Origin of the sequence: uncultured Sulfitobacter sp., assembly GCF_947502895.1 — a bacterium.
Lineage (GTDB): Bacteria > Pseudomonadota > Alphaproteobacteria > Rhodobacterales > Rhodobacteraceae > Sulfitobacter.
Window position 1 is genome coordinate 1 of sequence record NZ_CANNBM010000011.1, and the last position, 24,142, is coordinate 24,142.

At 55.5% G+C, this 24,142-nt stretch carries 25 protein-coding genes; 21 read left to right on the forward strand and 4 right to left on the reverse strand.

Annotated features, from left to right (window positions below; genetic code table 11):
• Positions 1–176: 176 nt before the first annotated feature.
• On the reverse strand, positions 177–857 hold the full coding sequence (locus Q0903_RS19375) for a type 1 glutamine amidotransferase (RefSeq protein WP_299417956.1): 681 nt from the start codon (positions 855–857) through the stop codon (positions 177–179).
• Between the two features lie 81 nt (positions 858–938).
• Between Q0903_RS19375 and Q0903_RS19380 the strand changes: the two genes are divergently transcribed.
• The 7 genes from Q0903_RS19380 to Q0903_RS19410 all read left to right on the forward strand — a co-directional run bounded on the left by Q0903_RS19380 (position 939) and on the right by Q0903_RS19410 (position 6,836).
• Entirely contained in the window at positions 939–2,195 is a 1,257-nt protein-coding gene (locus Q0903_RS19380; protein ID WP_299417958.1) for a cytochrome P450, read from the forward strand.
• 12 nt (positions 2,196–2,207) lie between these two features.
• The gene (locus tag Q0903_RS19385; RefSeq protein WP_299417960.1) at positions 2,208–3,497 is read left to right on the forward strand and encodes a glutamine synthetase family protein; all 1,290 of its coding nucleotides are present in this window, start codon (positions 2,208–2,210) and stop codon (positions 3,495–3,497) included.
• 10 nt (positions 3,498–3,507) lie between these two features.
• Positions 3,508–3,822: a 2Fe-2S iron-sulfur cluster-binding protein gene (locus Q0903_RS19390; RefSeq protein ID WP_299417962.1), complete on the forward strand. Its 315-nt coding sequence runs from the start codon at positions 3,508–3,510 to the stop codon at positions 3,820–3,822.
• A 3-nt stretch (positions 3,823–3,825) separates the two neighbouring features.
• Entirely contained in the window at positions 3,826–4,476 is a 651-nt protein-coding gene (locus Q0903_RS19395) for a GntR family transcriptional regulator (protein ID WP_299032021.1), read from the forward strand.
• 148 nt (positions 4,477–4,624) lie between these two features.
• Positions 4,625–5,329 (forward strand): ABC transporter permease, encoded by a 705-nt coding sequence (locus tag Q0903_RS19400; RefSeq protein WP_299418032.1) that lies wholly within the window; start codon positions 4,625–4,627, stop codon positions 5,327–5,329.
• Positions 5,323–6,036, forward strand: coding sequence for an ATP-binding cassette domain-containing protein (locus Q0903_RS19405; protein WP_299417964.1), 714 nt, complete (start codon positions 5,323–5,325; stop codon positions 6,034–6,036). The genes Q0903_RS19400 and Q0903_RS19405 overlap by 7 nt, the downstream gene beginning before the upstream one ends.
• On the forward strand, positions 6,033–6,836 hold the full coding sequence (locus Q0903_RS19410) for a substrate-binding domain-containing protein (protein WP_299417966.1): 804 nt from the start codon (positions 6,033–6,035) through the stop codon (positions 6,834–6,836). The genes Q0903_RS19405 and Q0903_RS19410 overlap by 4 nt, the downstream gene beginning before the upstream one ends.
• 253 nt (positions 6,837–7,089) lie before the next feature.
• Here the strand turns inward: Q0903_RS19410 and Q0903_RS19415 are convergent, their stop codons facing one another.
• Both Q0903_RS19415 and Q0903_RS19420 read right to left on the reverse strand, forming a co-directional pair.
• The gene (locus tag Q0903_RS19415) at positions 7,090–7,560 is read right to left on the reverse strand and encodes a MaoC family dehydratase (protein ID WP_299417968.1); all 471 of its coding nucleotides are present in this window, start codon (positions 7,558–7,560) and stop codon (positions 7,090–7,092) included.
• A gap of 21 nt (positions 7,561–7,581) precedes the next feature.
• On the reverse strand, positions 7,582–8,586 hold the full coding sequence (locus Q0903_RS19420) for an NADP-dependent oxidoreductase (protein ID WP_299417970.1): 1,005 nt from the start codon (positions 8,584–8,586) through the stop codon (positions 7,582–7,584).
• 43 nt (positions 8,587–8,629) lie between these two features.
• On the opposite strand from Q0903_RS19420, the gene Q0903_RS19425 reads away from it, so the two are divergent.
• Positions 8,630–9,283, forward strand: a complete 654-nt coding sequence (locus tag Q0903_RS19425; protein ID WP_299417972.1) for a histidine phosphatase family protein — start codon at positions 8,630–8,632, stop codon at positions 9,281–9,283.
• A gap of 41 nt (positions 9,284–9,324) precedes the next feature.
• On the opposite strand, the gene Q0903_RS19430 is transcribed toward Q0903_RS19425, so the two are convergent.
• The gene (locus Q0903_RS19430; RefSeq protein WP_299032005.1) at positions 9,325–10,323 is read right to left on the reverse strand and encodes an NADPH:quinone oxidoreductase family protein; all 999 of its coding nucleotides are present in this window, start codon (positions 10,321–10,323) and stop codon (positions 9,325–9,327) included.
• A 138-nt stretch (positions 10,324–10,461) separates the two neighbouring features.
• On the opposite strand from Q0903_RS19430, the gene Q0903_RS19435 reads away from it, so the two are divergent.
• The 13 genes from Q0903_RS19435 to Q0903_RS19495 all read left to right on the forward strand — a co-directional run bounded on the left by Q0903_RS19435 (position 10,462) and on the right by Q0903_RS19495 (position 24,134).
• Complete coding sequence (locus Q0903_RS19435) at positions 10,462–11,628, forward strand: acyl-CoA dehydrogenase family protein (RefSeq protein ID WP_299417974.1); 1,167 nt, start codon at positions 10,462–10,464, stop codon at positions 11,626–11,628.
• On the forward strand, positions 11,625–12,740 hold the full coding sequence (locus Q0903_RS19440; RefSeq protein ID WP_299417976.1) for an acyl-CoA dehydrogenase: 1,116 nt from the start codon (positions 11,625–11,627) through the stop codon (positions 12,738–12,740). The genes Q0903_RS19435 and Q0903_RS19440 overlap by 4 nt, the downstream gene beginning before the upstream one ends.
• Before the next feature lie 2 nt (positions 12,741–12,742).
• Positions 12,743–13,564 (forward strand): SDR family NAD(P)-dependent oxidoreductase, encoded by an 822-nt coding sequence (locus tag Q0903_RS19445; RefSeq protein WP_299417978.1) that lies wholly within the window; start codon positions 12,743–12,745, stop codon positions 13,562–13,564.
• Positions 13,564–14,490, forward strand: coding sequence for an SDR family NAD(P)-dependent oxidoreductase (locus tag Q0903_RS19450; RefSeq protein ID WP_299417980.1), 927 nt, complete (start codon positions 13,564–13,566; stop codon positions 14,488–14,490). Before Q0903_RS19445 ends, Q0903_RS19450 begins: the two co-directional genes overlap by 1 nt.
• Positions 14,491–14,506: 16 nt before the next feature.
• Positions 14,507–15,703, forward strand: coding sequence for an acetyl-CoA C-acyltransferase (locus Q0903_RS19455; RefSeq protein ID WP_299032133.1), 1,197 nt, complete (start codon positions 14,507–14,509; stop codon positions 15,701–15,703).
• Positions 15,704–15,820: 117 nt separating this feature from the next.
• Complete coding sequence (locus Q0903_RS19460) at positions 15,821–16,813, forward strand: nitronate monooxygenase family protein (RefSeq protein WP_299417982.1); 993 nt, start codon at positions 15,821–15,823, stop codon at positions 16,811–16,813.
• Positions 16,814–16,909: 96 nt separating this feature from the next.
• Positions 16,910–17,560, forward strand: a complete 651-nt coding sequence (locus Q0903_RS19465) for a histidine phosphatase family protein (protein ID WP_299417984.1) — start codon at positions 16,910–16,912, stop codon at positions 17,558–17,560.
• An 11-nt stretch (positions 17,561–17,571) separates the two neighbouring features.
• Positions 17,572–18,600, forward strand: coding sequence for a phosphotransferase family protein (locus Q0903_RS19470; RefSeq protein ID WP_299417986.1), 1,029 nt, complete (start codon positions 17,572–17,574; stop codon positions 18,598–18,600).
• 2 nt (positions 18,601–18,602) lie between these two features.
• The gene (locus tag Q0903_RS19475) at positions 18,603–19,394 is read left to right on the forward strand and encodes an IclR family transcriptional regulator (RefSeq protein ID WP_299417988.1); all 792 of its coding nucleotides are present in this window, start codon (positions 18,603–18,605) and stop codon (positions 19,392–19,394) included.
• A gap of 406 nt (positions 19,395–19,800) precedes the next feature.
• The gene (locus tag Q0903_RS19480; protein WP_299032118.1) at positions 19,801–21,048 is read left to right on the forward strand and encodes a branched-chain amino acid ABC transporter substrate-binding protein; all 1,248 of its coding nucleotides are present in this window, start codon (positions 19,801–19,803) and stop codon (positions 21,046–21,048) included.
• A 79-nt stretch (positions 21,049–21,127) separates the two neighbouring features.
• Positions 21,128–22,084, forward strand: a complete 957-nt coding sequence (locus tag Q0903_RS19485; RefSeq protein WP_299032115.1) for a branched-chain amino acid ABC transporter permease — start codon at positions 21,128–21,130, stop codon at positions 22,082–22,084.
• Complete coding sequence (locus tag Q0903_RS19490) at positions 22,081–23,376, forward strand: branched-chain amino acid ABC transporter permease (RefSeq protein ID WP_299417990.1); 1,296 nt, start codon at positions 22,081–22,083, stop codon at positions 23,374–23,376. Before Q0903_RS19485 ends, Q0903_RS19490 begins: the two co-directional genes overlap by 4 nt.
• Positions 23,373–24,134: an ABC transporter ATP-binding protein gene (locus Q0903_RS19495; RefSeq protein WP_299032109.1), complete on the forward strand. Its 762-nt coding sequence runs from the start codon at positions 23,373–23,375 to the stop codon at positions 24,132–24,134. The genes Q0903_RS19490 and Q0903_RS19495 overlap by 4 nt, the downstream gene beginning before the upstream one ends.
• Positions 24,135–24,142 lie beyond the last annotated feature (8 nt).

Sequence of the window (24,142 nt, forward strand, 5' to 3'; positions counted from 1 at the left end):
TCTATGGGAGTTGGCTGCGCGCCTTGGAGCGGGTTAACCGAGTAGGAGGACGTTTGACTCTCCGAGCACCGAGTCGCTTTCACGGTGCTTATGTACAAACCCATTTGATCGGGCGGGTCCTGTTCGCTTGTCAGGCGGTAGATGCCGAAATTTCCGAAGTCATCATAACCCTATAGCTATGTGCGTTCAAAGAATGTCGCAATCCACTCAGCGAGCGCATAGCGATCTGTTTCTTGTGTAAGGGTTGTTGCAGCCTTGGCAGTAACCTCTTGCCCAATGTCGTCGGAAAACGCTAGCAGCAAAGCCGCTACAAACGCTTGCGACATTTCGGGATGATATTGTGTGGTCAGCACATGATCTTCGATTGCAAAGCCCGCGATGGGGCACCCAACCGAATGGGCCATGGGCCGCGCACCGATCGGTAGGGACGTGACCTGTTCTGTATGCGCGGCATAGATGGGTACCCGCTTTCCGCTTGCTAGAAAAGTAGTCTCTATACGGCCCAATACCCATCCATCAGGATTGTCCTCTACGGTCGCACCAAGTGCTTTTGCGATAATCTGGTGGCCAAAACACGCACCAAACATGGGGATTTTCCGCCTGACCGCGTCGCGCACGAGTGCTTCTAATGGAGCGATCCATGGCCTGTCGTCGTGCACTGAGGCAGGACTGCCTGTTACAAGCAGCCCGTCAAAATCTAGCGACGACGGGAAGATATTGTCTTTCACCGAAAAGACATCGATCTGCCAATCTGGTCGAACACTGTGCAGTAGTGCCGTGAATTTTTCACCGTCATCCGGATGCGCCTGTGCAAAGGCGCTTTCATCCGTGTTCGCCATCAAAATAGCCAGATGCATAGTTTTTCCTTTACATGTTAATAATCGACCATAGTATATTTTTGGGAGACATAAATATAATTTTTGAAAGGGTAGGCGAGGATGACCATCTGGAACCCGGTTGATGACGGGCAGGCCGATCTGTCTTCCCATGACAGCTTTGCCAATGGCGCTCCGCACAACACATTTGCACGCCTGCGCAGAGATGATCCAATTAGCTGGACACCCTATGCACAGGGGGCCGGTTTCTGGTCTGTTACGCGGCACGAAGACATCCTTGCGCTCAATCGCCAAACAGAGCTGCTGTCGTCAGCCCACGGTATCAGGATCGAGGATCAATCACCCGAAGAAGTAATCGCACGGCGTACCTTTCAGGAAACTGATGGGCGCGATCATATGAATGCCCGTATCAAGGTGGCACGAGCCTTTTCCAAAGGAGTGATCGCAGGGTTCGAGGAGCAGATACGGACTATCTGCGTTGAAATACTGGATGATGTTTTGCCGCTCGGCACTTTCGATGCGACCAAACGGATTGCCCGCGAATTACCCATGCGCATGCTGGGCCGCATTCTGGGTACCCCGGAGGAAGATCTGCCATGGCTGGTGGAAAAAGGGGACGCGCTGATTGCCAACACAGACCCTGATTTTACCGATCATGTGCTTGATAAGATGACCACCGACGAATTCCGCTTGATGCCTTTCAATTCACCGGCAGGAGCAGAACTGTATGCCTATGCAAAAGACCTGATGGCACGTAAAAACGCGGCGGGAGATACGGACGGGATATTGCATCTTATCTTGCAGCCCGGCCCTGACGGCAGCGTTATTTCGGATACCGAGTTTCGGAACTTTTTTTGTCTGCTGGTCGCGGCGGGCAATGATACCACACGTTACTCCATCGCTGCGGGTCTGCAGGCCATGTGCCATCAGCCCGAATTGCTGCGGCAGATGCAGCAGGGCGATATCTGGGGAACTGCGCCTGACGAGATAATACGCTGGGCGACACCTGCCCTTTATTTCCGTCGCACGGCGATGCGCGACTTCGAGATGCACGGCAAGACTGTCAAGCAAGGTGACAAGGTTGTTTACTGGTTCGCTTCGGGTAACCGTGATGATGCGGCATTTGATCGTCCGTTCCACGTTGATCTGGCGCGCAGCCCCAACAAGCATCTGTCGTTCGGGCAGGGGGGGCCGCATATCTGCTTGGGGATGTGGCTTGCCCGTCTCGAAGTGCGCGTGTTGTTTGAAGAACTGGCCAAGCGCATTACGGGAATCGAGGCTTCTGGCCCGCACCAGTTTTTGCGATCAAATTTTGTGGGGGGGATAAAATCCTTGCCTGTCACTGTTCATCTGTCCTGAAGGAGCCTGCCCATGACTGACCGCCTGCGTGCTATTTTTTGTGATCACCTCAGTCTTATTCGAGGCAAATATTTGCCTGCGTCCAAAATTGGCGATGATGACACGCGGTTTTGTCGCTCTACTTTTGGGGTGCATTTTGATCGTGATTTGTTGCCGTCCCCCGGATCAATGATGCTGGAGGGTTTGCCAGATATGGAGCTGCGCTGGCATGCGGCCGATATCCGCGACAGCTGGCATGCTGGTACCAAAATTGTGTTGGGCGATCTCTATGATCAAAGCGGGTCTGCCTTGCAGGTCTGCCCGCGTGGTGCGTTGAAACGTGCGATTGCAGCGTGGGCTGACAAAGGGCTGACCCCGAAAATTGGCATCGAGCTTGAAGCTTTTGCTTTTCAGCGTGCAGATGACGGAACGCTGGTGCCCTACGATGCGCCGGGTGCTGTTGTGTATGGTACGGGGCCAACAACAGATCCACGCGGATTCAACGATGCTATATGGGATCGGGCGAGCGCTTTGGGCTTCAACCTCGACATGATCACTGCCGAGTATGACGCGCCTCAATTCGAATACACCCTAAGTTTTGATGACGCGCTCAAAGCGGTCGACGACATCATTTTATTCCGTCTGCTGGCCCGCGAAGTCGCGCTAGAACACGGGATCATCCTCAGCTTTCTGCCCAAACCGATAGAAGAGGCGGGCGGGTCGGGGATGCACATCAATTTCTCCTTTATCGACGCAAATGGAAACAACGCGCTGAGTATGGATGGCAAGAGTGGTCCTGATCACATGAATGATCTGGCGCGTGGCTGCGTGGCGGGGTTGGTGCACCACCACCGCGGGTTAGCCGCACTGGTCGCACCAACAGCTCTCAGCTACAAACGATTACAACCTGCCAGCCTGTCCGGATATTGGCGCAACTGGGGCGGGGACCACCGCAATGTGACCACCCGTGTCAGTGCCGAAGGCGGTACCAAATCGCGGCTAGAGCACCGGATGGCAGATGCCTCTGCCAATCCATACATCGCGGTTGCGGCAGTTTTGCACGCAGCGCTGCTGGGTGTTGAAAATGGCTACGCTCTGCCCGCCGCCGAGACTGGTGACGGGTTTGAATTGACAGACGCAACCGAAGGTGTTGCCGCTGATCTGACAGGCGCAATCGCTGATCTGTCGGCTGATGCTGCCCTTGGTGATGCTGTGGGGCGAATGCTGGTCGACAACCAACTGTTTATGCGCGAAGCCGAGGTCGAGAAGACTGCCAACCTTGATCACACTGCCCTGCGTGATTTCTATATTCCATTTTTGTGAGGATACCGAAATGAAAGCCACATGGACCCTGCCAGATGGCAGCATCAAAACAGCTGATGTGGCTGAGGGCCTTAATCTGATGGAAGCAGCCGTAGAAAACGATATTCCCGATATCGAAGGGGCCTGTGGGGGGTGCTTATCTTGTGCCACCTGCCACGTCTTTGTTGATGCTGCATGGGCGGCCAAGCTGGGAGAAATTGGTACTTTCGAGGATGCAATGCTGGATGCCACTGATGTCGAGCGGACCGATGCCAGCCGCCTGTCCTGTCAGGTCAAGATGACAGCCGAGCTTGACGGTATTTTACTTACTGTTCCGGCGGCGTAGAGCTTGGGCGTCCAAAGCCAGATGGTGGTCGAGACTATTCTGGCAAAAATCGACGCGGGGTTTCTGCATCCCGGTGATATAATCGCAGAAGACGCGCTGATCGCGGAACTGGCTATTTCGCGCACTCCCTTGCGTGAGGCTTTGTTGCAGTTGGAGGCGCAGGGGCTGGTGATCCGCCAGCCGCGCAAAGGGGTGGTCGTGTTCAAGCCCACGCTGGAGGAGTTTCTGGCGATCCTTGAAGTGCATGCACGGCTGGAAGGGCAGGCGGCGGGCCTTGCAGCAAGGCGGTTGTCGCCCGCGCGCGGAGCAGCATTGCGCGAAGTGGTGGATGCATGTGCGCTTCACCACCGCACGCATGTTGATGGTCAGCCTAACGACTATTACCAGCTGAACCTTGATTTTCACCGGTTGGTGGGTGAGGCGTCAGGCAATCCGTTTTTGCTGGAGATGATCAAATCCAATGCCCGCAAATTGATGGCTTATTACCGCGCCCGCTATCGCACGGTCGGGGCCATTGGTGCTTCGGCCACAGAACACGCCGAGATAGCCGAGGCGATTCTCGACAGACGCAGTGATGAGGCCGAAGCATTGATGATTTCCCACGTTCAATTTGATCACGTCACTGCGATGGATTTGCTCGCCTCTTTCGATTAGCCGCAGCAATCATCCGCCAGAGGCCCAGTAATGACTGTGGCTCTGCTGGCGGTATTGCGCGCTGCTACGCCGCTTTTTCGGCTGCGGCGGTTGCGCACTGCCGTTAGGGTCTGCGGTGGACGATCACGTCACAGAAGTGGTGCGCGCAGTGGGCGATTTATGGGCAGGTTTATCAGAGGCGGTTCGGCTGCTTGTCACGCTGGACAGTGATCTGGTGCAGATCACATTGCGCTCGCTGCAAGTAACGCTCAGTGCGCTGGTCATAGGGTCTGCGATCGCGTTGCCTTTGGCGGCGTTCCTGGCAGTGCGGCGGTTTCGCTGGCGCCGTGGCGTGATAGCGGTACTGAATGCCCTGATGGGTTTGCCGCCCGTGGTTGTAGGGCTTGTTGTTTATGTCCTGCTCTCGCGCTCTGGCCCTTTCGGGGTGTTGGGGCTGTTGTTTACCCCTACTGCAATGATTATCGCCCAAGTAATTATTATTGTCCCGCTTATCGCCAGCATCGCTCACCAGTCGCTGCGCGATCTTTGGAGCGAATATCACGATTTGCTCATTTCAATGAATGTCACGCAGGGCCAAAAAATGCGGACCCTTTTGTGGGATGCGCGGCGCGCTTTGCTGACGGCAGCATTGGCAGGATTTGGCCGCGCCATTGGCGAGGTCGGCGCAATCATGATTGTGGGTGGAAATATCGACAATGCGACACGCGTTCTCACCACCGCAATCGCCTTGGAGACAGGTAAGGGTGATTTTGCTCTGGCTCTGGGGCTCGGGATCATTCTGGTGGGGCTTGCGATTATGGTTAATCTCTCGATCCACTGGCTAAGCCGGACCGAACGGGAGGGCAGGTGGTGAGTTTGTTTCCGCTTAAGGTACGGGGTGCGGCAACTGTGCGGCGCGGCAGGCGTTTGGTTGGCCCTGTCGATCTGGAGTTGGGCGGGGCAGGGGCCACGGTCGTGATGGGGCCAAATGGCTCTGGTAAAACCAGTCTGTTGCGTCTGCTGCACGGTTCGGCCCGTCTGACGGAAGGGAGTATCGCTTGGGCATGTGATGCCGCCCAAGCGCAACGCGCCCAAGGCTTTGTTTTCCAGCGTCCGGTTATGTTGCGCCGAAGCGTTCTGGAGAATTTGATTTATCCTTTGCGGACCAGAGGAGTTGAGAAAGCGACAGCATGCAAAAGGGCTGAAGATTGGGCTGTGCGCGTGGGGCTGGAAGCGATGCTGGAGCAAAGCGCAACAAGCCTATCAGGAGGCGAGCAGCAAAAACTTGCACTTGCGCGTGCTATGATTTCAGAGCCTGAATTGTTGTTTTTGGATGAGCCGACTGCGGCGCTGGATGGGCGCGCAACGCGTGAAGTTGAGAGCGTTTTGCAGCAGGCCCGCATGGCTGGCACTCGGCTGATCTTGTCCACTCACGATTTGGGGCAGGCACGCAGACTTGCGGATGAAGTGCTGTTCATGATGCATGGCAAAATTCACGAACAGGCCAGTGCTGCCCAATTTTTTGACACCCCTGCCAGCGTGCAGGCCCAAGCGTTCCTAAGAGGAGATATCGTGGAATGAAGCACCTCATTTTTGCAATGGTTTGCGCAGTCTGGACTTCGGCAGTTGCGGCGGAAGAAGTGATGCGGATGGCTGTCACAACCTCTTTTCATAATTCTGGTTTAGCAGAGGTGTTGCTGCCTGCCATCGCAGATGACCTTGGACTTGAAGTACAGCTTTTGGTGGTAGGCACGGGGCAGGCGATCAAGCTTGGGCAGGCTGGCGATGTGGACGCAATTCTGGTCCACAGCCGTACAGCCGAGGAAGCGTTTGTTGCCCAAGGCTACGCGCCGCATCGACGCGAGATTATGTATAATGATTTTGTGATTGTTGGTCCCGCGGATGATCCGGCACAATTGGCCGAGGCGTCTTCTGCATCTGTTGCCTTGGAACGTATTGCATCTGATCAAGCATTGTTTGTCAGCCGAGGTGATGACAGTGGCACACATAAAACCGAGCTTGGATTGTGGCGCGCAGCAGATCTGGACCCTGCACAAAATGGTGACTGGTACAAAGCTGTTGGTGCTGGCATGGGCGCGGCGCTCAATACTGCTTCTGCGTTGCGGGCTTATATTCTGACGGACCGAGCAAGCTGGCTTAATTTCAAGAACAAGGGCGACCTGGCTATTGTGTTTGAGGGCGATGCCGCGTTGTTCAACCAATACGCCTATCTGCCGGTCAGTGCGATGCGCCACCCACATGTGAAAGCAGCGCTTGCAGCCAAGCTGGAGGCATGGCTGAGCGGTCCGCGCGCGGCGCGTTTGATTGACGGGTATAAATTGGATGATCAACAGCTGTTTACGTTCAACGCGACCAACTAGGTTTTGATCCATGCGGTTTGCGTCGGGCAGTATCGCTGTGATGGCTCTAACGGGTCGGGCGGATGATGAAGGGTCAGCATTTGATCAATCTTGTGTGCAACGCTCACTCGGATCTGCGCGCGAGAGGCTGAACAGCAACAGGCGGCGGACCGCAACATCATAGGCCAAGTCAGTGGGCCCGAATGCGCCGATTTTTGCATGGTCGTTTAATCCGTGATGGTCCTGACCCATGCAATAGGTCAGGACAGCTTCTTCAGTCTTCAAATACGGCCAAACCCAACCATTCTGCGATAAGAGCAGGTGTTGCCTCGCCCTCGATCTCGATTGTGAGAAGGTTCTCTCGCAGCATGTTTGTCGGGCCTTTGGCCGTCACTTTTTGCAATGTGAAACGCCCGCGCAGTCGGCTGCCTGCAACAACAGGTTTCAAAAACCGCAGCTTGTTCATGCCATAGTTGATGCCCATCGCCTGACCCGGCAGCATGTCAAAACAATCATAGGCAAAGCGGCTGGCAAGCGACAGCGTCAGGAAACCATGGGCGATTGCCCCACCGAAGGGTGTCTCGGCAGCGGCGCGTTCAGGATCGACGTGAATCCATTGCTCGTCATGGGTCGTCTTGGCAAAATCGTCGATCATCTTTTGATCGACGGTAATCCAGTTAGACACACCGACTTCTGTCCCGATGAGTTTTTCGCTGGCAGTCAGGGCATCTTGTAGGGCGGACATACGCGCTCTCCTCATTTTGGATTATGTGGGGTCAGCAGACACGCGCACCATACGCTTGCCCTTATTGTCTCCGTTGAGCAAACCGATCAGTGCGCTTGGCGCGTTCTCAAGCCCCTCGACGATGTCTTCTGTAACTTTCAACTGTCCACGCTCCATCATACCCTGCATAGCGCGGATCGCTTTTGCGTCGTTGTGCGCCCAGTCCATGACGATGAAACCTTCCATCCGCAGGCGTTTGACCACAATTGCTCCGGGCAGGTTGCGCGGGCCTGTCGGGGCGGTGCTTTCATATTGGCTGATCGCGCCACAGCACACCACGCGGCCACGCTCGTTCATCAGGTTGAGCGCGGTTTCGAGAATGGTGCCGCCGACGTTGTCAAAATATACGTCCACACCTTCAGGGCATGCAGCGCGCAAGGCTTTGAACAATCCATCGGCGCGGTAGTCGATACAAGCGTCAAAGCCGAACTGCTCCATGACCCAATCGCATTTCTCCTTACCGCCTGCGATGCCAACAACGCGGCAGCCAAGAGATTTGGCAATCTGGCCGACATAGCCGCCAACAGAACCAGCAGCGGCAGAGACAAGCACGGTTTCCCCCGGTTGTGGCTGCCCTACAGACATCAATCCGTGGTAGGCCGTTTTGCCAGCAATACCAAAGACCGACATGAGGTTCGACAGCGTGTGCACTTTGGGTAGCTTTTGTACCTTGTGGGCAGGCATGGCGATGTAGTCGGACCATGTTGCCTCTGCCGCGACCACATCCCCTACTGCAAGGCGGGGAGAGTTGGACTGGACGACTTCGCAAATCGCATATGTGGGCATCGGATCGCCGGCGTCTACGGCCGCGCGGTACGTGGCGCCCTGCATCCAGCTGCGGTTTGCCGCATCAATAGACATCAGGATCACACGCAGCAGTACCTCACCCTCGGCGGGTGTCGGCATGTCGGTTTCGGTCAGTTTGAAATTGTCAGGGGTTAGCGCGCCTTTTGGCAATTCTGCGACGACGATCTGGCGGTTTGTCATGTTTTGGTCCTTACTTGGGAGGATTGATTGGAAAGGGTGAGATATGAGCAATGAAGCACGGCAGCATAAATTCGTTCTGCGACCAAACGCTTGTGAGTTGGTGTTGATCCGCCACGGCGAGACGCAGGCGGCCAAGCGCGGCGAGATGTTCCCGATGATTAACGGGCAGGGCGACCCTGCCTTGCGGCCAGAGGGTGAGGCACAAGCGGCCGCTGTTGCCGCGCGGTTGCGCCATGAGGCGATCAAGGCAATTTATGTGACAACGATGCAGCGCACGCATCAGACGGCGGCGCCGCTGGCGCAGGCGCTTGGGATGACGCCAAAGGTGGAGGCCGATCTGCGCGAAGTGTTTCTGGGTGAGTGGGATGGCGGTGAGTTCCGATTTCGTGCCGCTGAGAATGACCCCGCATTCTTGCGCGCGCGTAAAAAGGAATGTTGGGGCGAGCTGCCGGGAGCGGAGACGTTTGCTGCGTTGCAAGCGCGTGTTGTTCGGGGCCTTACGCGGATCGCAAATGCCCATCTTGGAGAAAGTGTCGCCGTGGTTGTGCATGGCGGTGTGGTCGGTGCGGCGCTGTCCTATGTCACTGGGTCGCGCAATTTCGGATTTAACGGGGCGGATAACGGCTCCATCAGTCGCATCGTGATGGGACCCGAAGGCAACATCCTGCGGGGCTTTAACGACGTGGCGCACCTTTAGGGCGCGCCACGTTTTATGCGGGTTAGAGCCACACATGGTTTCTAGTCAACGTCCAGCACGACTTTGCCCTGCACCTTGCGGTCCATCATCAGGTTCAACGCATCGGCGGCTTTCTCCAGCGGGAAGCGTGCCGAGATGCGCGGTTTGATCTGGCCGTCTTTGTACATGCGAAACAGGTCTGCCATGTTTTCGGCATGGGCGTCAGGCTCGCGCAGGGTATGTGCACCCCAGAAGACGCCGACGATCTGGCAGCCCTTCAATAGTGTGAGGTTCAACGGAATTTTCGGGATGCCCGCGGGGAATCCGACCACGAGAAAACGTCCCTTCCACGCCAGCGCACGCACTGCGGGCTCGGCATATGCTCCACCGACTGCATCATAGACCACGTCTACACCATCGCCGCCCGCCAGTTCCTTGATCTTGGCGCTGAACGCCTTTTGTGCATCACGATCATCCATCTCACGGGTGTAGATTATCGTCTCATCCGCGCCGAGATCACGACAAAACTGGGCCTTCTCTTCAGAGCTAACAGCGGCAATAACGCGCGCACCAGCGGCTTTGCCCAATTCGATCGCGGCAGCACCTACACCGCCTGCCGCGCCAAGCACCAACAGCGATTCGCCTGCCTTGATTTCCGCGCGGTTTTTCAGGGCATGGTGCGAGGTACCATAGGTGAGCACCAAGCATGACGCTTCGTCATAAGGCATCGCATCAGGTATTTTCATCACCCGTGCAGCATCAATACAGATGTGAGTCGCGAAGCCACCAAAGCCCGACATCGCCAGTACACGGTCGCCCACTGCCAACCCCGTCACCCCTTCACCCAGCGCCTCAACCTCGCCCGCGATTTCACCACCTGGCGCAAAGGGACGCGGCGGCTTCATCTGGTACATGTCCTTGATAATCAGCGTATCGGGAAAGTTGAGGCCCGCTGCGCGCACACGGATGCGGACCTGCTTTTTGCTTGGTTCTGGCGTCTCGACTTCGGTGAGCTTCAGTGTCTCCGGGCCGCCTGGCTCATGGCTTAGCATCGCTTTCATCGGGGTGTCTCCTCTGTATTATTTTATCCGTAATGGGCCAGTGCAACTCTTGCTTGTCAATCGAATTTCGAAATGCAATTCTGCTGTGCGGAATGGTGGCCCGCAAGAGGCCGCACACGTGTAACGGGAGGAAACGGGATGTCTGACGCACAAACGGCTGAAGAATTTCGCGCAGAATTGCGCGACTGGCTGGAGGCAAATTGCCCGCAGGAAATGCGCGATGGCGCAGTGACCGAGGATGGCATTTGCTGGGGCGGCAAAGATTGGGTTTTCACATCTGAAGCTCAGAAACTGTGGCTTGAGCGGTGTGCAGCCAAAGGGTACACCGTGCCCACATGGCCCACCGAGTATGGCGGCGCAGGCCTGACCCGTGACGAGGAAAAAATATTCAATGCAGAAATGGGCCGTATCAACGCGCGCATCCCACTGCAGAGCTTTGGCATCTGGATGCTTGGCCCTGCGCTGCTGCACTTTGGCAGCCACGAGCAAAAGCTGCACTACCTGCCTCCGATTGCGCGTGGTGAAGTGCGATGGTGTCAAGGATACAGTGAGCCGGGTGCGGGGTCTGACCTTGCCAATGTGCAGACCTACGGGGAAGACAGAGGCGATCATTGGCTGGTGAACGGTCAGAAAATATGGACGTCATATGCAGACAAAGCAGACCAGATTTTTGCGCTTGTGCGCACGGATCGCGATGCGAAAAAGCACTTGGGCATCTCGTTTCTCTTAATTGATATGGAGGATGCAGGCGTCGAGACGCGTCCGATCAAGATGATTTCGGGCATTTCGCCGTTCTGCGAGACATTCTTTACCGATGTGAAGGTCCCGAAAGACCGTATCGTGGGAACCGAGAACCGCGGCTGGGATGTTGCGAAATATCTGCTGACTCACGAACGCGAGATGATCTCGGGCAGTGGTGCGCTGGAAAGCGGGGGCCGTGCATTGGGTGCGGTTCTGCGTGACACGCAGGATGAGCTGGACGCAACCTTGCGCGCCGATGCCATGCGCTGCGAGATTGATGCGCTCTCTATGGGGCTGACGCTTGAGCGGTACAAAGATCAGGCCGAAGCAGGGCAAGGTGCAGGTGACGCCTCGGCGATGCTAAAATACATGGGTACTGAGCTCAACAAGCAACGCCACGAGTTGATGATGACGGCGGGTGGTTCCGCAGCGCTGGAATGGGACGGCGATGTGGGCAACCGCGCAGGCGATTGGTTGCGCACCAAGGCCAACAGCATCGAAGGTGGCACATCCGAGGTGATGCTTTCTATTGTGTCGCGGCGTGTATTGGGGCTGCCAGCATGAGCAAACTTGTATTGACCGAAGAAGAAACGATGCTGGCCGATATGGCGCGCGGTTTTCTGGATGGCGCGGCACCTGTCAGCACCTTTCGCAAGATGCGCGATGCGGGTGAAACACATGATCCCAAGTTGTGGAAAGAAATGGCTGACATGGGTTGGGCTGGCGTGTTGGTGCCCGAGGCGGCGGGCGGCTCTGATATGGGGTTTGCTGCGGCAAATGTGATCGCACAGGAAATGGGCAAGACACTTGCGGTATCCCCGTTTCTCAGCACGGCAGTCATGGCGGCAACAGCGTTGCGTCAGGTCAGCGATGACCGCGCCAAAGCGGCACTGGCAAAGATCGCAACGGGTGACGTGACATATGCTTTGGCTATTGATGAAGGGATCAAGCATGATCCTGATGCCAGCGCGATGGAGGCAAAAGCGGACGGAAACGGGTTCCGCCTGACGGGGAAAAAGACGTTTGTTGTCGATGGTGCGATGGCAGACCGCTTGTTGGTGCTGGCTAAAACCTCTGATGGGCTTACCCTGTTTGATATTCCCGCTGACCGCGCAGGGATTATCCGTGACAAATCAAACATGATTGATGCGCGTGACGCCGCGAAAATCGACTTTGATAATGTCGAGGCAACGGGCGAGGACGTGTTGGGGCAGGTGGACAATGCCATGTCCGTGCTGCGGCCTGCCTTGCGCGCGGGTCAAGCGGCTCTTGCCGCCGAAATGGCAGGGCTTGCGGCTGGTGCGTTCGATATGACCGTGGGGTATCTGAAAGAGCGCAAGCAATTCGGTATCGAAATTGGCCGTTTCCAAGCGTTGCAGCACCGTGCGGCGCATCTGTGGTGCGAAACCGAAGTAACTGCCTCTGCTATTTTGAATGCGGGGCGGATGTTGGACAGTGATCCAGAAAATGCTGAAATGGCCGTGTCGCTTGCCAAGGCCAAGGCGACCTCGACTGCCACACTGGCAGTGCAGGAAGGTGTGCAGATGCATGGCGGGATCGGCATGACTGATGCATATGACATGGGCTTTTATATGAAACGCGCACGTGTCGGTGCGGAATGGCTGGGCGACTACAGCTATCACGCGGAAAAAGTTGCGGCATTGAGAGGGTTCTGAGCATGGATATTGAAACGCTGTTCGGATTGAACGGAAAAGTGGCTTTGGTCACGGGTGGCGCGACCGGGATTGGCCGAATGGCCGCCGAAGCGCTCATGCGTGCGGGGGCAACTGTGCTGATCGCCAGCCGTAAGGGTGATGCTTGCGAAGCGGTGGCGAAAGAGCTGAACGCCTTGGGCGCGTCGGGAAAAGTCATTGGCTTTTCGGGTGATGTCGGCACCGAGGAAGGTGTCGATGCGCTGGTCGCTGCTGTAAAAGAGCGTACAGACCGCCTCGACATTCTGATGAACAACGCTGGAATCACTTGGGGTGCGCCGATGGGACAGTTCCCGTTTAAAGCGTGGTCAAAGGTAATGGACGTCAACGTGGCGGGCATGTTCGATCTGACGCAAAAGCTGCTTCCGATGCTGAGCGCCAGTGGCACGGTCGATGATCCTGCGCGGGTCATCAACGTAGGTTCTGTTATGGGCGAGCGTGAGATGGGTGATGGGGCCTATTCCTATTCTATGTCCAAGGCCGCCGTGCACCATATGACGAAAATTCTGGGCAAAGAGCTGGCGGGCCATGCGATCACTGTCAATGCACTGGCCCCGGGGCCGTTCGTGAGCCGGATGACCGCCTTTGCTACCCACGACGAAGAGATGCGAAGTAAGGTTGGCGATGATGTACCGCTCAAGCGCGTAGGGCGTGATGAAGATATCGCCGGCTGCATGCTGTTTTTGTGCGGGCGCGGTGGCGCTTATGTGACGGGGGCGATTGTTCCTGTCTCGGGCGGTATCAATGTGATGTCCGGTCCTAACATCTTTGAGCAGGCGCTGCACTGATGGCTGATATACGGTTTGATGGACGCGTGGCGATCGTCACTGGTGCGGGGGTTGGTCTTGGTCGTTCTCATGCACTGGGGCTGGCATCACGCGGTGCCAGGGTTGTTGTAAACGATTTGGGCGTGTCACGCGATGGCACTGGCCGGTCCTCTGATGCAGCCGAAGCGGTTGTCGCCGAGATCAAGGCCATGGGTGGCGATGCGATAACCCACGGTGCTGATGTCTCGGACGAGGTCGCCGTCAAAGATATGGTCGCACAGGCGATGGATGCATGGGGCCGTATTGATATTTGCGTCAATAACGCTGGCATCCTGATGGACAAGACATTTGCCAAGATGGACATGGCCGCTTTTCGCAAGGTCGTCGATGTGCATTTGATTGGTTCCGCTAACGTGGCCCACGCCTGCTGGCCAATCATGCGCGAACAGAAATACGGGCGGATTGTGCTGACGTCTTCAGCGTCTGGCTTGTACGGCAATTTTGGCCAATCCAATTATGGTGCGGCAAAAGCTGCAATGTTGGGGCTGATGAATGTCCTTCATATGGAGGGCGCGCGTGACAATATCCGCGTCAACACACTGGCCCCGACCGCAGCAACGCGCATGACGGCTGATCTATTGCCTGAGGAGGCGCAGGAATTGCTTGCGCCAGAAACCATCACGCCGGGATTGCTTTATCTGGTGAGCGAGGATGGTCCGAGCCAAGTGATCCTTGGTGCGGGTGCAGGCAGCTATGCCGAGACGCGTGTCTATGAGACCCAAGGCATTACGCTGATGGGGGAGGACAATTCGCCCGAAGCAGTGGCCGCCAAGTTTGACCAAATCCGTGATCCCGAAAACCAACAACAGCTGGGCGACGCTTTCGGCCAGACCAAGAAATACGCCCTCAATGCAGCCAAGGCCAAAGGCCTGAAGCTCGACTGGTAATATAGGAGACTACCCCATGCGTGACGCAGTAATTGTATCCACGGCCCGTACCCCGATTGGCAAAGCCTACCGGGGTGCTTTCAACAACACGACCCCCCAAGCCCTTGCTGCTCATGCGATCGAGCATGCCGTCAAACGCGCGGGCGTTGATGTTTCGGAAATTCAGGATTGCATCATTGGTGCTGCGCTCCAGCAGGGCCATTCGGGTGGCAACATTGCCCGGCAAGCGGCGGTGCGCGCGGGTCTGCCCGTGACAGTTGCGGGTATGTCGCTGGACCGTCAGTGCGCCTCAGGGATGATGGCGATTGCAACGGCGGCCAAACAGGTCATCACAGATGGCATGGACGTGGTTATCGGTGGTGGTGTTGAAAGTATCTCTATGGTGCAAACACCTGAAATGCGTGTGAAAGCTGACAGCTGGCTCAAAGAGCACAAGCCTGAAATCTATATGTCGATGCTGGAGACAGCCGAGACAGTGGCAGAACGCTATAACGTCAGCCGCGAGCGTCAGGACGAATACGCTGCCCGCTCTCAGGAAAATACACATCTGGCCCAGCAAGCAGGCAAATTCGACGACGAAATCGTACCGATGACCAGTAAGATGATGGTCATGAACAAAGAAACAAAAGAGATTTCAGAACACGAAGTGACGCTCGAGAAGGACGAGGGCAACCGCCCCGGTACGTCCGCCGAAAGCCTCGCGGGCTTACAGCCAGTGCACAAAGACGGCATCCACATCAAGGAAGGCAAGTTCATCACCGCAGGGAACGCTTCGCAGCTAAGCGATGGTGCGTCCGCAACTGTTGTCATGGAAGCCAAAAAAGCAGAACAAATGGGCCTGCAACCACTGGGTCGCTATGTCGGCGTTATGGCCGCAGGTTGTGAGCCAGACGAGATGGGCATCGGCCCGATCTACGCCGTGCCACCACTGCTCAAGGCGCACGGTCTAACGATGGATGATATCGGCCTGTGGGAGCTGAACGAGGCTTTCGCCGTGCAGGTAATCCAGTCGCGTGATGTGCTGGGTATCCCGGATGAATTGCTGAACGTGAACGGTGGCGCAATTTCTATAGGTCACCCCTACGGTATGTCTGGCGCACGCATGGTTGGTCATGCGCTGATCGAGGGCAAACGCCGCGGTGCAAAATATGTTGTCTGCACCATGTGTGTGGGCGGTGGCATGGGTGCGGCAGGCCTCTTTGAGGTTCTCTAGGCTGTTCTCGTCGCTGCTTTCCGAGCGCTCTTCGCTTGCGGGTTAGCGATGCTATTTGCAAACAAGCGGGGCGGTTTCAGCCGCCCCCTCACTGTAAACATGACGATAGGAGGCCCCATGGCCCGCGACGATTCCCACCTGCCAAAAGCGCTGCAAGGCCTGCGCATCCCGCTGATTGCGTCCCCCTTGTTTATCATCTCTGTACCAAAACTGGTGATTGCACAGTGCAAGGCAGGCATTATCGGATCGTTCCCCGCACTGAATGCACGAGAGGCCGAGGGCGAGCCTCCCTTGCTTGACACCTGGCTGACCGAGATCAAGGAAGAACTGGACCGTTACAACCAAGCCAATCCCGACTCTCCGGCAGCGCCATATGCAGTCAACCAGATCGTGCACCGCTCAAACAGCCGTCTGGACCGTGATCTGGAAATCTGCGTCAAGCACGAGGTACCTGTCTGGATTACCTCGCTGGGTGCGCGTGTAGAGGTCAACGAAGCTGCGCATAGCTGTGGCGGGATCGTATTGCATGACATCATCAACAATAAATTTGCCAAGAAAGCAGTCGAGAAAGGGGCCGATGGCCTTGTCGCGGTTGCTGCCGGGGCGGGGGGCCACGCAGGCCAGCAGTCACCCTTTGCATTAGTGAGTGAAATTCGCGAATGGTATGACGGGCCGATCGCACTTTCCGGCTCGATTGCCACAGGTCAAAGCCTTCTGGGGGCGCGGGCTATGGGGGCAGATCTGGGGTATACAGGATCACCTTTCATCGCGACCGATGAAGCAAACGCCGATCAAGGCTACAAAGACATGATCGTAGATTCAGGTGCCGAAGACATCGTTTACTCCTCTTTGTTCACAGGCGTATGGGGCAACTATCTGAAAGGATCGGTTGAGGCCGCAGGAATGGACCCTGACAATCTACCCACCGCAGACGCCTCATCTATGAACTTTGGTACGGACCGTGAAAAACCAAAGGCATGGAAGACAATCTGGGGCTCTGGTCAAGGGATCGGAGCGATCAAATCTGTTGGCCCTGCTGGCGATATCGTTGACCGTATGGCGCGCGAATACTTTGCCGCTGGTAAAAAGCTCGCGGCAGAATTCTCATGAAAGCCGGTCCCCGCTTCTTTATTTTTCCTGTAAACTCAATCCTGCATGTCCCCCAAGCGCAAGCCTTGCAGAACAAAAGACGGGTTTGGGACTTAGGTGGCTGAACTTCTCGTTATCCGGCATGGGCAGGCGTCTTTTGGCGCTGAAAACTATGATGTGCTGTCTGATCTTGGCCGCGCACAGGCCCGCGCGGCGGGGGAATGGTTGCGCTCAATGGATTGGACCCCTGACCGCGTCGTGACGGGGACGTTGAACCGCCAGATTGATACCGCTGTCGAGATGGGCTTTGCGCCAGTGCCGGAAGAGCATGCAGGGCTGAATGAATATGACTTTAGCAATTTGTTGGAGGCACGTTTCAAAGGCGACATTCCCAATTTGGTAAAAGGGGATCGCAAGGTCCATTTCCGCACTCTGCGGGAGACTGTTTTCGCATGGCAGCGTGATGAGATTGACGACCCGTACGAGACATGGACAACTTTTGTTGAGCGGGTTGAGGCGGCCCGTGCTTTTAGTGTCGATACAGATGCAAAGAAGGTTCTTGTTATCAGCTCTGGCGGCGTGATTGGCCAGCTTGTTGCTGCATCTCTGGGCGCGCCTGCGCCGCATATGATGAACCTCAATCTACAAATCAAAAATGCAGCAATGACGCGCTTCATGTTTTCGGGTAGCCTTTTTTCGTTGAACGAGTTTAATGCCACACCGCACTACGCCACACCGCAAGGTGCGGCATTGATGAGTTACAGTTAGGGACGTAATTTATGACAGATACACAGACGTTGGATGAAGCCGCAGTACATGCCTATCTGACCGAAAACCTGTCAGGTTTCGAGGGCCCGATGGTAGTGACGAAGTTTCAAGGGGGGCAATCCAACCCGACATTCATGCTTGAAACGCCCTCGCATTCGTATGTCCTGCGCCGCAAACCTCCGGGTGTATTGCTAAAATCAGCCCACGCGGTCGACCGCGAATTTCGCGTGCAGAGCGCGCTGGCAGGATCGGATGTACCTGTATCGAAAATGCATTTGCTGTGCGAAGACGACAGCGTAATTGGATCGATGTTCTACATTATGGACCATGTGCAGGGCCGTAATTTCAATGAACCTGCTATGCCAGATGTCGCGATGGCTGATCGCACAGCGATCATTTCCGAGATGAACAGGGTTCTTGCCGCTTTGCACAGCGTTGACATCAATGCGGTAGGGCTTGGTGATTACGGCCCTGAGGGCAACTACTTTGAGCGTCAAGTGGGGCGTTGGTCCAAGCAATACCGCGCGTCCGAGACAGACAAAATCCCTGCGATGGATAAATTGATGGATGCGTTGGTAGGCGAGCGGCCGGAAGATGATGGTCAGCGCACACTGGTGCATGGCGATTACCGGATCGACAATATGATTTTTGACGCAACAGGCACACAGTGCCGTGCCGTGCTCGATTGGGAGCTGTCGACCATTGGTCATCCCTTTGCCGACCTCGCAGCTGTAATTATGCAATGGCAACTGCCAGCAGGGTCAGAAGGGCGCGGCATGGGAGGGCTTGATCGTGCGGCTCTCGGGCTTCCCAGTGATGAAGAGTTTATCGTGAACTACTGTGAGCGACGCGGCCTGAACGGGATTGATAATTTTGGCTATTACCTTGGTTTCACCTTTTTCCGTATGGCTGCGATTATTCAGGGTGTTTTAAAACGTGCGCTGGACGGGAACGCATCCAACCCCGAACGGGCGATGAAGGTTGGGGCATTTGTACCGGTTTTTGCGCAGCATGGGCTTGATGCCCTCAAGAGGGGGTAAGCATGGATCATTTTGACCCTGAGCTTGACGGCAAGGACCGTAACTTTGTCACCGCGCTGGCGCGTGGACTTGAGATTTTGCGCTGCTTTCGCCGTGGCGACATGACGCTGACAAATAGTGATTTTTCCGAACGTACGGGGTTGCCGAAAGCGACCATTTCACGCCTGACGCATACCCTATGCGAGCTTGACTATCTTGTTGCCGACAGCCGCGTCGGTACGTATCGCCTCAGCGCGGGTGTTTTGCGTTTGGGTTTTAGCCGCCTTGCTGCAATGGACATGCGCGACCGTGCGAAACACGAAATGCACGCGCTGCGCAGCGATGGGCCCAACCCTTTCATCACAGTCGCCTTGGGCGAGCAACACCGCACCGAGGTAATTTATCTGGCGACAGATTCTTCTACAGAAGAGGTGACACTTCTGGTGCGTGTTGGCACGCGGATGCCATTGTTTACGTCTGCTATAGGCAAGGCAATTATAGCTGGTACGCCGGAAGAACGATGCGAGCAGATATTCGGGTTTGCACGCGCAGACAGTCTCGAAGCCGAGCGTGAAGCCCGCGCGCAGTACAAGCTTGCGTTGGAAGAATATGCAGCGAACGGGTATTGTACCGGCTACGGCACTTGGCGGTCTGATGTGAACGGTATTGCGGTTCCTGTTCACTCACTTAGCGATGGCCGCGTGTATGGTTTGAATGTTGGTGGTCCGTCCTATCGGGTGAAACGCAAACAGCTTGAAGGCGTCTACGCGGACCGTCTGCTAAAAGTCGCTCATGCGCTAAGCCTTCAGCAGTAGCGGAATCGCAGTCACAACTCATTATTTTAACGGGCAGCCGTTCCGCCTAGCGGAATAAATTGCTGCGATTGCATCCATTTTGCGATGCGTCAAACACCGATATTCTACGCTTTCATCAAGAAATCCGGCTAAATTTTTCACGCCTGCATGTTTGCGAACTATGTTATTGTCACGTGCTCAAAACGTAGCCACACTTTAAATTATATGATTTATAACAATGGGTTAGTTTGTCGCCCCGCAGCTATTGTTCATTGTCTTCTGCGCGATGGTCAAGGTTCCGCAGCGTCATAGAGTGCAAATCAAGGCATGTGAACGCTTGACTTACTGGGGGGGTGTGTAACTCTCGGCTTGTTGCCCAGACATAAAGATCGCAACTAGCGACGGGCTTTCCTAGGGAGGAACACAAATGAAGAAGATCACAAAACTCGGTGCGGTATCTGCACTGTCACTTATCATCGGTGCAAGCGCTGCATTTGCAGAAAACATCAAGATTGCTTTCATTGATCCGCTGTCTGGCCCTTTTGCCAGCACTGGCACAAATGGTCTGCACCAGTTTGAATTCGCCGCAGACTACATGGTCAATCAGAACGGTGGTGTTCTAGGCGGCACGGAATTCGAAGTTATCGGTTTCGACAACAAAATCAGCCCGAAAGAGTCGCTGATTCAGTTGCAGGTCGCGATCGACCAAGGCGTACGCTACATTGTGCAGGGTAACTCTTCGGGCGTTGCAAACGCACTGACCGAAGCGGTGGACAAGCACAACCGTCGTAACCCAGACAGCCGCGTGTTGTTTCTGAACTATGCCGCGGTAGATCCGGCACTGACCAACGACAAGTGTAACTTCTGGCACTTCCGTTTTGATGCACATGCCGACATGAAGATGGACGCTGTGACAGACAGCATCGCGGCAGACGACTCCATCAAGAACGTGTACCTGATCGGTCAGGACTACTCCTTTGGTAAGGCTGTTGCCGCTGCTGCGAACAAGTACATTGGTGAGAAACGTCCAGACATCACAATCGTTGGCGACGAGCTTCACCCGATCGGCAAGGTTAAGGACTTTACGCCATACTCGCGTAAAATCGTGAATGCGAAAACAGATGCGGTGATTACCGGTAACTGGGGCGCGGACATGCTCGGTCTTGGTAAATCCATCATCGAGAACGGATATTCCGGCCCGATCTATACCTACTATGCTGCGGGTTCGGGCATCACGGCAGCCTTTGGTGAAACTGGTAAAGGCATCGTGCGTCTGGTTGGCGAAGGCCAGCTGAACCCCCCCCCGACACCGGAAGCTGCTGCTTATGTCAACGCATTCAAAGCGAAGTATCCTGACGGTAACGTAGACCAGACACGTATTTCCAATACCATCGGCATGCTTGCTGCTGCGATCACAGAAGCAGGTACAGCAGATGACGTTGTTGCAGTTGCAAATGCCCTGTCGGGTATGGAGTACGAGACAATGTTTGGTGGCAAGATCATGATGCGTGAAAGCGATCACCAGGCCATTCAGGATCTGCACATCTTCGAGCACACAAACGAGGGTATCGACTTCCCTTATGATGGTTCCGAGTACGGTGTGCGCGTGATCAAGACGATCCCGATGGCATCTGCCGATATCGAGACCACCTGTAAGATGAAAGTTCCTTCTTAAGGGCTTGTATCCTGCCCGCCCCTCTGCGTGAGGGGCGGGCGTTTTTATCTTTTCACATCTATCGTACCGGAGGGGCCAAATGGACCTCATTCTCGTCAATTTGATCGACGGGCTGGTGACAGGACTGCTGTTGTTTATGCTGTCCGCCGGCCTGACCCTTATTTTCTCGATGATGGGCGTTCTGAACTTTGCCCACGCCAGCTTTTACATGCTTGGTGCGTATTTTGCGTACCAAATCAGTATCGCGCTGGGGTTTTGGATGGGGCTGCTGATAGCACCCTTGATTGTCGGCGTCGCAGGTGCCGCTGTCGAGAGGTACGGACTGCGCCGCGTCCACCAATACGGGCATGTGCCCGAGTTGATTTTCACTTTTGGCCTCGCGCTGCTTATTGAAGAGCTGGTGCAGTTCATCTGGGGCAAAAACCAGATGCCATATGATGTGCCGGATATATTGAACTTCACTGCATTCGCCATCTCTGGCAACTCCATTCCAGCTTACAAGATTTTCATGATCTTCATCTCGGTCAGTATCTTTCTTGGACTGCTTTATATCCTCACCAAGACGCGGGTCGGCATGATTATTCAGGCAGCCCTCAGCTATCCACGCACGGTGGAGGCATTGGGCCACAATGTGCCGCTGATCTTCATGGGCGTATTCGGTGTTGGTACGGCGTTGGCGGGCGTTGCCGGTGTCATTGCGGGGCCTGTGTTGGGCACCTTCCCTGGTATGGCTTTTGTGCTTGGCTCTATCGTGTTTGTGACGATCGTTATTGGTGGTCTCGGATCGCTATGGGGCGCGCTTGTCGCGTCCTTGTTGATCGGATGGATCACGACTTTTGCCAAATCCTACAACATCGAAATGGAAAATATCCTGAACGCGATCGGTATCGCCACGCCTGAGAACATGGACGATAACATCTTTCGCGATTTCTGGGCGCTGACCAGTCCGCAAATCGCCGATATTCTCCCCTATATCCTGATGGTGTTGATCCTGATCTTCCGCCCAGCAGGTCTTTTCGGAAAGCGTACACAATGAACGATCAGCTTAAAACCGATCCGACAAAGCCCGCGCAGCGTATGCGCGCAGGCTCAATGACACTTACTCTTGGTCCTTGGATCATCGCGATTATTGCTCTGTTGGTTCTACCGATGGTGTTCACCAACAACTCCGCGCTGACGATTATGAACCAGATGTCGATCACGATCATCTTTGCGCTGGCCTATAACATGCTGTTGGGGCAGGGGGGCATGCTCTCGTTTGGCCATGCGGTCTATGCGGGTGTTGGCGGGTTCTTTTGCATGCACTTGATGAACATGTCTGACTTCTTCGCCTCTATTCCGCTACCAATTTTGCCGCTGTTTGGCGGACTGTTCGGGATGGGGCTGGCACTGATTGTCGGCGCGTTTTCTACCCGATCTGCGGGTACAGTCTTTGCGATGATCTCGCTCGGTGTGGGTGAACTGATTGCAGCAAGTTCCGTTATCGTCGTGGCCTTCTTTGGTGGTGAAGAGGGCATCAGCGGCGACCGGACTTATGCCCAACCCTTCTTTGGCGTCGAGTTTTTGCAGCAGCAGGAAGTCTATTATCTGACAGCTGCCTGGGTGATCATCTCCGCTGGTCTGATGTATCTCTGGAGCCGTACACCCGTGGGCCGGATGGCAAATGCGGTACGCGACAACCCCGAGCGCGCCGAGTTCTTGGGATATTCCGCGCGCTGGGTTCGCTATTACAGCTTCGTGGCCTCGGGCTTTTTCGCAGGTGTCTCGGGTGGCCTCTTTGCAATCAACTATGAGATCCTGACAGAGGAAAACCTGAATGCGGCATCCTCCGGGATCATCCTGCTGGTGACTTTCCTTGGTGGTGTCGGGTTCTTCTTCGGCCCGATCATCGGCGCAGTCGTCTTTACGCTGGTGCAGACAGTTCTGAGCCTTGAGACCGAGCTGTGGGCCTTTTACGCAGGTTCACTTTTTGTCGCGACGGTCATGTTCTTCCCCGGTGGTTTGGCAGGGCTTATCATGATGCATGTGCCTGCAGTCAGACTGGGCAAATGGAAGTTGCTGATTGTGCCGTACTTTAAAACACTGCTGCCTGCGGCCATTGGTATCCTTGGACTCTGTGCTTTGGTCGAGATGACGTTCCATTATCGTCACGGCGCAACGGGCGACAATGAAATGACGCTGTTCTGGACAACTTTTGACAGCCATACCCTCATGCCTTGGATCATTGCGGGCGCGATTGCAGCAATTGGCATCGGGATCGCAAGAGTTACGGCGCCGTCTCTCAAGGACGCATGGAACGAAGCAAACACAGCAGGGGGCGCATCATGAGCACACCAGCACTTGAACTAACGGGCCTCAAGAAGAGCTTCGGTAAAGCCGAGATTATTCGCGGGATTGACCTGAGCATCGGCAAGGCCGAGCGGCATGCGATTATCGGGCCGAACGGTGCAGGTAAGTCCACGCTGTTCAATCTGATCACAGCGCGCTTTGCCCCGACTGCGGGCACAGTCAAGCTGCACGGCGAAAACCTTGCAGGACTGGAGCCTTTCCAGATCAACCGTAAAGGCCTCAGCCGGTCATTCCAGATCACCAACATCTTCCCAAAGATGAGCGTGTTCGAGAATATCCGCTGCGCCCTGCTGTGGTCCAATGGCTATAAATACAGCTTTTGGAATATCGTGAACCGCCAGCGGGAACTGACCGAGGGTGCTGATGCGATCCTTGACCAGATCAACCTGCTCGGCCGTCGTGATCTGCCCGCAGGCACGCTCAGCTATGCCGAGCAGCGCGCGCTGGAGATCGGGATCACCATAGCGGGGGGCGCTGATGTTATCATGCTCGACGAGCCGACAGCGGGCATGAGCCATTCAGAGACCGACTATATCACCGACCTGATTATGAAAGTAACCGAGGGCAAAACCCTGATCATGGTAGAGCATGACATGGGTGTTGTATTCGGTCTGGCGGACCGGATCAGCGTTCTGGTTTATGGTGAAATCATCGCAACGGGTGCGCCAGAAGACGTGCGCGGTGATGCGAAAGTACAAGAAGCCTATCTGGGTGCCGCACTGGAGGAAGAACATTGATCGAAGTT

Excerpts from the sequence above, each read along its gene's own strand:
- Q0903_RS19375 (WP_299417956.1), bottom strand. The coding sequence starts at position 857 with ATGCATCTGGCTATTTTGATGGCGAACACGGATGAAAGCGCCTTTGCA.
- Q0903_RS19380 (WP_299417958.1), top strand. The coding sequence starts at position 939 with ATGACCATCTGGAACCCGGTTGATGACGGGCAGGCCGATCTGTCTTCC.
- Q0903_RS19385 (WP_299417960.1), top strand. The coding sequence starts at position 2,208 with ATGACTGACCGCCTGCGTGCTATTTTTTGTGATCACCTCAGTCTTATT.
- Q0903_RS19390 (WP_299417962.1), top strand. The coding sequence starts at position 3,508 with ATGAAAGCCACATGGACCCTGCCAGATGGCAGCATCAAAACAGCTGAT.
- Q0903_RS19410 (WP_299417966.1), top strand. The coding sequence starts at position 6,033 with ATGAAGCACCTCATTTTTGCAATGGTTTGCGCAGTCTGGACTTCGGCA.
- Q0903_RS19415 (WP_299417968.1), bottom strand. The coding sequence starts at position 7,560 with ATGTCCGCCCTACAAGATGCCCTGACTGCCAGCGAAAAACTCATCGGG.
- Q0903_RS19420 (WP_299417970.1), bottom strand. The coding sequence starts at position 8,586 with ATGACAAACCGCCAGATCGTCGTCGCAGAATTGCCAAAAGGCGCGCTA.
- Q0903_RS19425 (WP_299417972.1), top strand. The coding sequence starts at position 8,630 with ATGAGCAATGAAGCACGGCAGCATAAATTCGTTCTGCGACCAAACGCT.
- Q0903_RS19430 (WP_299032005.1), bottom strand. The coding sequence starts at position 10,323 with ATGAAAGCGATGCTAAGCCATGAGCCAGGCGGCCCGGAGACACTGAAG.
- Q0903_RS19435 (WP_299417974.1), top strand. The coding sequence starts at position 10,462 with ATGTCTGACGCACAAACGGCTGAAGAATTTCGCGCAGAATTGCGCGAC.
- Q0903_RS19440 (WP_299417976.1), top strand. The coding sequence starts at position 11,625 with ATGAGCAAACTTGTATTGACCGAAGAAGAAACGATGCTGGCCGATATG.
- Q0903_RS19445 (WP_299417978.1), top strand. The coding sequence starts at position 12,743 with ATGGATATTGAAACGCTGTTCGGATTGAACGGAAAAGTGGCTTTGGTC.
- Q0903_RS19450 (WP_299417980.1), top strand. The coding sequence starts at position 13,564 with ATGGCTGATATACGGTTTGATGGACGCGTGGCGATCGTCACTGGTGCG.
- Q0903_RS19455 (WP_299032133.1), top strand. The coding sequence starts at position 14,507 with ATGCGTGACGCAGTAATTGTATCCACGGCCCGTACCCCGATTGGCAAA.
- Q0903_RS19460 (WP_299417982.1), top strand. The coding sequence starts at position 15,821 with ATGGCCCGCGACGATTCCCACCTGCCAAAAGCGCTGCAAGGCCTGCGC.
- Q0903_RS19470 (WP_299417986.1), top strand. The coding sequence starts at position 17,572 with ATGACAGATACACAGACGTTGGATGAAGCCGCAGTACATGCCTATCTG.
- Q0903_RS19475 (WP_299417988.1), top strand. The coding sequence starts at position 18,603 with ATGGATCATTTTGACCCTGAGCTTGACGGCAAGGACCGTAACTTTGTC.
- Q0903_RS19480 (WP_299032118.1), top strand. The coding sequence starts at position 19,801 with ATGAAGAAGATCACAAAACTCGGTGCGGTATCTGCACTGTCACTTATC.
- Q0903_RS19485 (WP_299032115.1), top strand. The coding sequence starts at position 21,128 with ATGGACCTCATTCTCGTCAATTTGATCGACGGGCTGGTGACAGGACTG.
- Q0903_RS19490 (WP_299417990.1), top strand. The coding sequence starts at position 22,081 with ATGAACGATCAGCTTAAAACCGATCCGACAAAGCCCGCGCAGCGTATG.
- Q0903_RS19495 (WP_299032109.1), top strand. The coding sequence starts at position 23,373 with ATGAGCACACCAGCACTTGAACTAACGGGCCTCAAGAAGAGCTTCGGT.